This window comes from Sulfobacillus sp. TH-112, assembly GCF_057473405.1.
The window spans coordinates 1-8,974 of the sequence record NZ_JBYCKN010000005.1; the positions used below are offsets into that span (position 1 = coordinate 1).

Annotated in this window: 8 protein-coding genes; 2 read left to right on the plus strand and 6 right to left on the minus strand. The window is 51.2% G+C overall.

From position 1 onward, the window contains the following. Both ACOJWD_RS00345 and ACOJWD_RS00350 read left to right on the plus strand, forming a co-directional pair. Window positions 1-746 (plus strand): alanine racemase (locus ACOJWD_RS00345; RefSeq protein WP_486991225.1); only part of this gene is annotated, 746 nt, incomplete at its 5' end. A gap of 152 nt (window positions 747-898) precedes the next feature. Further along, window positions 899-1,504: a phosphatase PAP2 family protein gene (locus ACOJWD_RS00350; RefSeq protein ID WP_486991226.1), complete on the plus strand. Its 606-nt coding sequence runs from the start codon at window positions 899-901 to the stop codon at window positions 1,502-1,504. Window positions 1,505-1,938: 434 nt separating this feature from the next. Here ACOJWD_RS00350 and ACOJWD_RS00355 read toward each other — a convergent pair whose 3' ends face one another. The 6 genes from ACOJWD_RS00355 to ACOJWD_RS00380 all read right to left on the minus strand — a co-directional run. Continuing rightward, entirely contained in the window at window positions 1,939-2,541 is a 603-nt protein-coding gene (locus ACOJWD_RS00355) for a DUF1062 domain-containing protein (protein ID WP_486991227.1), read from the minus strand. Window positions 2,542-3,241: 700 nt separating this feature from the next. Then, window positions 3,242-4,447 (minus strand): NAD-dependent epimerase/dehydratase family protein, encoded by a 1,206-nt coding sequence (locus tag ACOJWD_RS00360; RefSeq protein WP_486991228.1) that lies wholly within the window; start codon window positions 4,445-4,447, stop codon window positions 3,242-3,244. A gap of 536 nt (window positions 4,448-4,983) precedes the next feature. Beyond that, complete coding sequence (locus ACOJWD_RS00365; protein WP_486991229.1) at window positions 4,984-6,894, minus strand: MFS transporter; 1,911 nt, start codon at window positions 6,892-6,894, stop codon at window positions 4,984-4,986. A 51-nt stretch (window positions 6,895-6,945) separates the two neighbouring features. Then, window positions 6,946-7,407 carry a MarR family winged helix-turn-helix transcriptional regulator gene (locus tag ACOJWD_RS00370; RefSeq protein WP_486991230.1) on the minus strand — a complete coding sequence of 154 codons (462 nt, stop codon included), beginning with the start codon at window positions 7,405-7,407 and terminating at the stop codon, window positions 6,946-6,948. A gap of 298 nt (window positions 7,408-7,705) precedes the next feature. Continuing rightward, the gene (locus ACOJWD_RS00375; protein WP_486991231.1) at window positions 7,706-8,656 is read right to left on the minus strand and encodes a fibronectin type III domain-containing protein; all 951 of its coding nucleotides are present in this window, start codon (window positions 8,654-8,656) and stop codon (window positions 7,706-7,708) included. Between the two features lie 95 nt (window positions 8,657-8,751). Next, a partial coding sequence (locus tag ACOJWD_RS00380) for a glycoside hydrolase family 15 protein (protein WP_486991232.1) occupies window positions 8,752-8,974 on the minus strand: 223 nt, incomplete at its 5' end.

Genomic DNA, 8,974 nt, shown 5'->3' on the forward strand with positions numbered 1-8,974 from the left:
AGAAATTGTATCAGGAGACTGGGGTGTCCGTCGGCGCCCTCGTTGAGGTGGACACGGGGATGCATCGTTGTGGACTGGAAACGCCTAAGGACATTCAAGATTTAGCCGCTCGTATTCAACGGACGGCGGGAGTCAACTACCTAGGATTAACGTGCTTTGGGGGCCATTTAGCGCATGCAGGAGATAAGGATGCTATCGTGGCCGCCATCCGTGATGAAAATCGACAACTAGAGGGATTGCGCCAAATGTTGGCAGATGCCGGTCTCTCTCCCGAGGTGATTAGCGAAGGGGGAACTATCCCGGCGGCTTTTCTGGACGAGTTGACGGTGGCCACAGAAATTCGACCTGGGACCTATATCTATAATGATGTTGCAACGGTGGAGTCTTTCGCTTGTGATTGGGCGGATTGTGCTCTTGTGGTCGTTGCTACGGTTGTGAGTCGACCCCACCCAGCGCGGGCGATCATTGATGCGGGAAGCAAAACTTTAGCTTTGGACCAAGTCCGCGGGGGAGGGTACGGAACTATTGTAAACTTTCCAGATCTCATTCTCCGCCGTCTTTCTGAGGAGCATGGCATCTTAGAAATGAAAGATGGTTCGGATGTTCCTCTGGTCATTGGCGATCAGGTGTCCATTATTCCCAATCATGTGTGTACGACAGTAAATCTCCACTCTGCTGCGTTGTTAATGCGAGACGGGGCTATTGTCGGAGAGATTGCCATGGAGGGGCGAGGCATGGTGCAATGATGTGTCCCGTTGGCCAGATTATCTTGAGTGGGGTCGGCCACTCCGATTGGACTCGCCCAGGCCGATGACTAGAGCGGGCGCGGTTGTATTTCTCGAAAAGAAATCGTTTAACCATACAGCAGGTATAACAACAGGACAGTGGAGGCTTTGTCGTGAGTCATCCTCGGGTGAACGGTTTTGATTTTCGCGTGGAGCACTGGATTAATGGCCCGGCAGGGCATCATGCGTTTCTCGATTTGTTTGGAGTGGTATTGGCGCGATTTGCACCCGAAATTTGGGCACTCATTTTTATTGTGATGTGGTTTTGGCCACCTTATCGGCGGTCACGGGCTCGGCGAGCTGTGATTTATGCTGTGGCGGCGGGGGTCTTGGCACTCGTGATTAACGTGATACTCACGCATATCGCGCCGTATCGGCCTCGGCCTTTTGTATTGGAGCCCCATCTTGTGCATCAGCTTGTGGCTCATAAGCGGGACTCATCGTTTCCTAGTGCCCATGCGGCAGGAAGTTTTGGATTTGCCGTGGGACTATTGTATGCGGGCTTGTCTGATGGAATTCTCGCCTTTCTCTTCGCGGTGGCGGTGGCATGGGCCCGGGTTTTTGTCGGGGTTCACTGGCCTACGGACGTGATAGTCGGTGGCCTTATAGGGATTGTGGCGGGACTATTAGTACTACGTGTAAGAAGGTCTCTAGATTTACTAGTGCTTCTCGTATATGCCGTCTTACGTGTCCCTGAGCGACCACAAAGTCGCCGCTGAAATGACCATTTAAGAAGAAGGATTGCACTCTTCGGAAGGATGGCAGCGGTATTCGGAGGGATTACGTCAGGGATTTGTGCGGGTATACAGCGTGGAGTAGACGCTTGCCATGAGCAGGAATCATTGCGGGTGCCAAGGATTCTGATTCAACCTGTCTTGACGCTCATGGGGCATACACGGTATTAATACCTTTTGTCTCTATAAGTTGCGGCTTATACTTCCAGTCTGTGACTCGAAATGCCGATCCTCCACATTATTTATACCGCCTTTCATCGTGCCCCACGACGTGTGGCGGTCTAGCGAAGCCTGGTGGAGACGATAGATACACTATCGGCATATGTTTTCTCTCGAACTATAGAGAGGCTCTCAAACATCTTAGACATTCGGATGTCTAAAGAGCCTCCTTGGTGTATGGAAACCCCATGGCAGGTCGCTTAGATTGTCATGGTGGACTTGGTTGCTACCAGATTGATAATCACTTCTAAGTGCGTTTCTCGGATCTTGTGTCGTTGGATTTCTATCCCGGACGGGCTTGTGATGGCGCCATTTTCCGCAAGACGAAGGATGGTCGTCCGCGATAGAGACAGTTGTTGTTGTAACAGACGATCCAACCGCAGGTCAAAACAGTACGGGGACTCAATCGTTATCGTCACCAATGGCTCTATTGAGTCCCATCTCACGGAAGGGCCCGTCACAAGGTACTCATCGGGATACTGGATTTTGGCACCGCTGCGCCTCAAGGTTGGTTTGTCAAAAGCATAGTGCCATGCCACTGCCGTATCGTTGGATTCTAGTGCGCTGAGAAGCTCTGAGGACAGTGCCTCGGGATGTGCACGCGCGATGATTTCGAGGTTCCATGTAGTATGACAGTACGCACAATGGTAAATGAGCCAAACGTCAAGTTTACGCTTTTGCCCATTGATTCGGAATCGCTGTTGACAGTGAAACGGACGTTCTTGGTTGCAGCGGGCACAAAGACGTGCCAGGGCTGGAGGATGGACAGGTAGTACCTGCCATCGCACAGATTGGATGGTCATGAATGAGGGTCGCTCCCTTAAACCAAAATAAACCGGGCTCCATGAGCCTGGCGTGCTTAGGGGTATGGCGACGAGATTGGGGCGTCGTCAACGCCGTGAGATCTCGACCCAGTGCGACCTAATGGGGCATATGACACCTCGTCTTCTGTGAGATAGGCCCATTATCGAAAAGGATTCTGTGGTTGTCAAGGAGCTTCGGCAGTCTCTAACCAGAACCCTCCCCGAGGGAACGACAGTTCTGAGGGGGTTCGGCGTTTTTGAGGCCACAAGATCCCCCACATGTGCCACTTTCGATCTGAGGGATAGATTCTGATTCCGGTATCGCGACCACTGGGTCACGAATTTCAAGTCTCTAGCCTTGTGTGGGAATTGTCCTAAAACGATGGTCATCTGGGTGTTGTGACACCATTCATGCTATTCGACCCCCTAAAATTATGATGAGAGGCTAAATCGTGGCACTAAGCTACTAAGCTGTACCATGAAGAGGTTCGGGGGCCTATCTCGTTTCCCGTCTCTCAGACGTCGATGAATGACACGTATAGCGGGGATGGTTCAGACTCACCTAGCGAGGCGAAAAAGTTAAGCCCCCAGAACCGGGGCTTAACTCGATTGTTGTCGTCGCAATTCACTCTAGTTCGGTAGAGAAGTTACCTGTTGCAGATTCATGGCCTAGGGTCAACGTTAAGCGCTTTCGCCATCATCAACTAGGTGCGGGTTCTGCAGTTTGGGATTGTGGCGTTTGATTCCATTGACTGGTGGCACGTATTTTAGAAACATCCACCCGATCAGCATAGCGATGGGCAATGTCTGTGACTTCCAATAGTAGTCCTTCGCTTAGTAACGTGGGATTCAGTCCTTTTGACAAGAACAGCTCATTTTTCACGCGAAGTTCGTTTTCAACGGCTTCGTTACGTGGGTTGGGGAGATATTCAACCTCCGCACCAGTCAGGTCAGCGACTAACTTCGCCAGATCGCGAATCCGGTGCGTTTCGGTCATTTGGTTAAAGATTTGTACCCGCTCACCCTGTGACGGGGGGTTCTCAATCGCTAACTGCACGCAACGCACAGTATCTTGAATGTGAATGAAGGCTCGCGTTTGACCTCCGGTCCCATGTACGGTTAAGGGGTAGTGTACCGCGGCTTGCATCAAAAATCGGTTCAACGAGGTCCCATAATCGCCGTCGTAGTCGAATCGGTTGATGAGCCGTTCATCAGACATTGTTTCGATGGTGTTGGTGCCCCAGACCACCCCTTGGTGTAGGTCGGTGACGCGCACGCGATCATTTTTATTGTAGTACTGAAAGAATAGTTGGTCTTGTGTCTTGGTCATGTGATAGACCGATCCGGGATCAGCAGGGTAGAGAATTTCGCGCGAGATTCTCTCGCCAGTTTCTGTCGTGACTTCAATGGGTAAATAGCCTTCTGGAATTTCCATTCCGGCGGTGCCATACCCATAGACGCCCATGGTGCCTAAGTGGACTAAGTGGATATCCAGCCTTGATTCGACAATGGCTGCGAGGACGTTATGCGTTGCATTTAAATTATTATCCACGGTATAGCGTTTATGCCAAGGGGACTTCATAGAATAGGGGGCCGAACGCTGCTCGGCAAAGTGCACAATGGCCGTCGGACGGGTTTTTGTGATGACGTCCAAAAGTCTTTCATAGTTGTGAGCGACATCAAAGTTGTAATACTCGATGTGTCGACCGGAAACTTCGGCCCAAGCCTGTAATCGAGTACCCATCGGTCGGATGGGCGTGAGCGATTCGACTTCGAGCTCATTATCAATATTCCTTCGCGAGAGGTTATCAATGATGACGACATCATAGCCTTCCTGTGAGAGCCGAAGACTAGTCGGCCAACCACAAAATCCATCTCCGCCAAGAACAATCACTGTTTCCTTCATCGAGCTCTTCATGCAAGTTCAGCCCTTTCGCGCGACATTGGTATCCGATGCTTGAAACGCATGACGGACGTTACTCCAATTGTATCAGAGTTAAGGGGTGATGTAGTAATCAGAAGAAAACGCTAGTAGAGTCTGAAAGCTATGCGTTATGCGGATTTTCGGACTATTCACGAATGGTCCGAATCGATCGCTCGTTGAGACAGGAGGTGATAGTCAGCTCAATTTTGGTAAATGGGCACGAAGAGCCCGGCGGGGGGAATGTCTATGAACTGCCAGACTGTGCTCTTTGAGCTGGCCGATCGAGGTTCATGGGGTGAGAGGAAATGCGCCAGGGAATTGGTCTGCGGTGAATTCGTACACCGGGGGTTAGCGTCTCGCAAGTTGGCTTCAAGTCTCATCATAGCCAACTTCAGAAAGACGGAATTTGCCGGATACGATCGTTGAAAAGAACTTTCGTTGAAAAGAACTTTCATGACAAATCATGAATGACTCCCGGCATCATCGCTCTATGATTTTGATGCCGGGAGTATGGAAGATTACTGATCAGTTAGCGAAGGAGCAGATGGACTCTTGGGTCCTTCGGGTAAAGGCTGGTCGGCCAACTTGAGCAATGTTAATGCGCGTGCCAGACGCGCTTTTTCTTCCTCCGTGGCGCCTTCTTTCGCACCGTTTCGGGCACTGACGATCCCGGCGAGCGCCACCGTCTTCAATTGCTGTCGATTTAGATCGGCAGCATCGGTGGAGTTATCGGACTCTTCATCGAACACGAAGTGTTTGCCGCGAAGAAGTGAGGCTATGGCGGCGATAATGGACATTGCCATGGCAAAGAGAAAGACGACTGACAGCGCTCGCATGAACGGTTTGGCAATCAAGAGCGGAAAGAACGATCGACCGACAACCACCGCTCGGCTTGCCGGGGGAAGTAGTTTTAGCCCAGATGGGCCCAAGATGACTTCCATGGGGTTATACCCAAGTAGCGCGGAAAAAAGCGCAGAAATGGGCGGCAGATGGGAGATCTTGGTTGCCATGGCTGCTGGAAGGTGGACTTTGAGCAATCCTTTGTAGAGTGCCGATGGGAGGTGCGTGGTGAGCACGCTAATCACAATAGTGAAAAATACGCCCATCGACAGCATCTGGCCAGCATTCATGAACGTTGCTCTCATGCCGGATGCTACCCCGCGATACCGCGCGGCGACGCTATTCATAATGGCTGCAGAATTTGGAGACGCAAAGAGGCCCATGCCTACACCAATGAGGAACAGATAAAAGGCGAAGGACCAGTAGGGGAATATCGACGGCAATGTATTGAGTAGAAAAAATCCTGCCGCTGACAATAGCATTCCTGCCATACCAAACCATCGTGCTCCAAAACGGTCAGAGAGCCGGCCGCTAATAGGTCCGGCGAGCAAGAACCCGACCATTTGCGGCAGCGTATCAATACCTGCTTGCAAGGGAGTATTGGTAAATGATACGCCATGGATAGGTAGCCAGATGCCTTGAAGCCAGATAATAATCATAAACATAAGCCCTCCGCGAGCTACAGCTCCGAGGAGTCCGGCGATGTTGCCGGCGCTAAAGGCTTGGTTTTTAAAAAGAGAGAGATTGAACATGGGATCGCTCGAATAGTGTTCGACAATCACGAACACGATAAGCAAAACGAGGCCGCCAATGAGCGAAGTTAGAACGAAAGGACTTTGCCACCCCGTGCTGTGCGTTTTATAGGGCTCAATGCTGTAGGTGAGACCGAGAAGCACACCTAGTAGTCCTAGGGCAAAGGTTAGGTTGCCAGCCCAGTCGATGCGTAGCGGCGGCCGTTTTCGATTGGTTTCTTTGAGCGCGATATAGGCCCAGATGGTGCCCATGAGACCAAACGGCACATTAATGAGAAAAACCGCGCGCCAACTGACGGTGGCTAGCAGTCCACCGATAACAATGCCAATCACTGCACCGCCAATACCGGCAATTTGGTTTAACCCAAGAGCAAATCCACGTTGATTGGACGGGAATGCGTCCGTGAGAATTGCGGCAGAATTGGCAAATAGGAATGCACCACCGATCCCCTGAACGAACCGAAAAATGATCAGTTGCCATTCGCCTGCGGTTCCTAGTCCCCAAGTGAGTGACAGGAGCAGGGATCCCGCAGTAAATACTGCAAATCCTAAGTTATAGAGCCGGACGCGCCCATAACTATCGGATATCCGGCCGAATGCGACCAAAAGAATGGTCGTGGCGACGTTAAATCCTAGGAGGACCCACAGGAGAAGTCCTGTGGCTCCCGGAGCCAATGGATTGACGTGGATTCCGCGAAATACGGCCGGCAAGGCAATGATGAGACTCGTGCCATTGATTGCCGCCATTAAAATCCCCAATGTCGTATTGGAGAGAGCGATCCACTTGTAGTCAATTCCTCGATGGGCCGTGTTGTGCCCAGTACTTGAAGTTGCCATCGACTGCGATGCACTCCTTTCCGCGTTGCAACGATAACCAATTCTTGTTATCTAGGGATTAATATCTTGTTCGGAGAGCGTATCAAGAAACTTTTCTAGTGCGGTGCTAAACTGCTGACGGTCGTCTTCGCTCATCGATTCTAATGCGGCGGTAATGGGACCTTTGCGAAATACGTTGACGTTACCAAGAGTCTCTTTCCCCAAGGGAGTAAGTTCGACCATAATCCGTCGACGATCGGTGCGATCCAGATGACGCTCAATCAATCCATTGGACTGTAGTCGTTCCATCATGCGCGTTAACGAGGTAGCCAAGACCCCTAGTTCTTTGGCGAGGTCGCCAGCGACCATGGGGTTATCGCGGATCTTTTTCAAGAGGCGAACTTGGCCGAGCGTTAACCCATGAGTCTTCCACAATTCAAATGAAATAGACTCACCTAAGGTCACTAGACGGACAAAGGCATGGAGAGCGGCGTCTGTCGACGCCATCGATGGAGTTTTGACGTCCTCTTGCACGATAAACCTCCCGAGATCATGAGAGTGGTTAAATAATTGCCCTAAAGACAACTATAAACATCATGATATAAATTTACAACAAAAACCTTTTCGAAGGAACCTATCTCCATGGAGGTGCTAGTGCGGGATTATCCTGACGAACCACTCCAGACGAGCGCGGAAGGGATCTCGTCTGAAGTAAGACGGTGACAGGTGGTCGTCGCCATATGGGGTGATACACATCACAGAGGCCATTCATCCGCCATGGGCGGCAGATATGGCAGAGGTTAGCGTGTTTCGGAGAGCTCACTTCATTGGTTCAGCCACGAATAGGAAGCAGTGTACCGGACTGGTTTGAGATGCCCACTGCTTGGCCAAATTGATTTAACACTAAAGCGTCACTCGGAAGCGGGCTTGTCCCAGAGGCTACGATTGCCGTCATTAAGTGCCCTGACGAAGCAAATACCACCATCTCGCTGGGGGTTGAAGAGCCGATGGCCAGTGAAGATAATGCGGCGTCGCTTCCGCTGAGAACAGAAATGCCATGTCTAAAGGCGGCTGTCAGGGATGCCTGACCGAGATGCCACGACGTGGTTCGTTGCGTGAGGAAGGATGATCGCTGCGATTGAGATGAAAATTTGTAGGGACTCATTAAGGTATGGGCGATGTCGAAAACTGGCACTTTGGTGCTGGTTGATGAGGTCCCTAAAATCCCCCAAGCAGTACTTTGTGAAGCAGTCGCCGTCGCGATGGCGGTGGCTGAGAGGGCTTCCTTGGTGATGGCCCCCCATGTGTCATATACATGCACCGAGGATGGGGTACTAATAGGACCTTCTCCTGCGGTATTCGAAGCTGCTACCCAATAGGTGTACTCTTTCCCTGGGCGAACAGAAGTATCCGTATATGAGATCGTTGTCGTGTGTTGTGACACCTCAGCAATACTGGTCGCCTGACCGAAGCTCACTCCACGCGTAGCGCGATAAATGTCATAACTTGATGCCGAAGGGATGCTGGACCAGCTTAATGTCACCGCACTATCCGTCAATTGCACGGCCACCTGCGGACTTTTTGCAGGCGGTTCTTGTGGTTGACGGGACTCTTGCCATGCAATAGCTTGATGAGCTTTCTGCAGTGAGCTTAATACCGGTTGCACCTGACCAAGGTCACCTAACCAACCTGCCAGGTAGGCGGCGGGGATAAGAAGTACCGCTACCGCTGCTATACTCGATGCAATCCATAACGGACGGCGAGATTCTGCAAATTTATGCATGATTCCTCCTAAATGTGTCGAGCCGTGAAAATGTCTTGGGGGAAAACCTCACGACCGAGAGGGCGAGCGGTTCCTCACCCTTTCGATCCTTCGGCTTATTTATTGCTAAGCTTATGAGCCTCTAATTCCAATAACGTCATCACGACACCCAAGTGAGAAAATCCTTGTGGGAAGTTGCCTCGAGGATCCCCGCTGTCTTGATCGGCATGCTCCCCTAATAGTCCCAGATCGGTACGGTACGAGAGAATGCCATCAAGCAACTGTTCAGCGTCATGAATCCGATGTAATCGGATATAGACGCGTGCCAGCCAAAAGGAC